Source organism: Salinimicrobium oceani (genome assembly GCF_012037645.1).
In genome coordinates, this window is sequence record NZ_JAAVJR010000139.1 from 1 (window position 1) to 710 (window position 710).

Below are 710 nucleotides of genomic sequence, written 5' to 3' on the forward strand. Positions count from 1 at the left end.
CTTGAAATATTATAATCTTCCATGTACCTGATTAGGAATTCAACTGGCAAATTTAAAACAACACTAAACTTAAAAGTAACGCTTAAAGTACAATTTTTGTCGCTGCAGGCGATTTTACGTCAAAAAATGACCATTATCATATTTTCGACCTATTTTTGTCCGTCAAAAGGGGAGTTTCAGTAAAATTGTTTAGAGTGAGTCTAAATAGAAGCTGCTGAAAGTTGTGAAATCAAAAGAGATTCCTATGGAAGAAAATATCGCTCAAGGTACCTTTGAAAAAACTAAACTTGAAGAAGGTTTTTACCTGCTTAAATTTCAGAATTTGAACAAGACCGCTGTAAAAGTTCAGCGGAATATCAACAGTAGTTTTATTCAATTCCATTTTTCAGGAAAAGGGGAAAACAGGTTCTTCTTCAACAATGGCGGCTATAAAATAAGCCTCCACGAAGAAAATTCCCTGCTTCTGTACAATCCAAAACGCGACCTGCCTATAGACCTGGAACTTGAACCTAACGGCTGGGTGGTGTCCATCGTGATCTCTATCAAAAAATTTCATGCGCTCTTTTCTGAAGAGGCGGGATATATCAGCTTTTTGAACCTGGAGAATCGCGACAAACAATACTATAAAGACGTGCCACTTTCTCCCGGAATGGTGATTGCGCTCAACCAGGTGCAGAATTATAATGTGAGATCAACAATCAGGAACCTGT

1 pseudogene is annotated in these 710 nt (G+C 37.7%); it reads left to right on the plus strand.

What is annotated here, in order from left to right:
* Positions 1–244 precede the first annotated feature (244 nt).
* Positions 245–710 (plus strand): annotated as a pseudogene (locus tag HC175_RS15885) (AraC family transcriptional regulator); the annotation flags it as partial.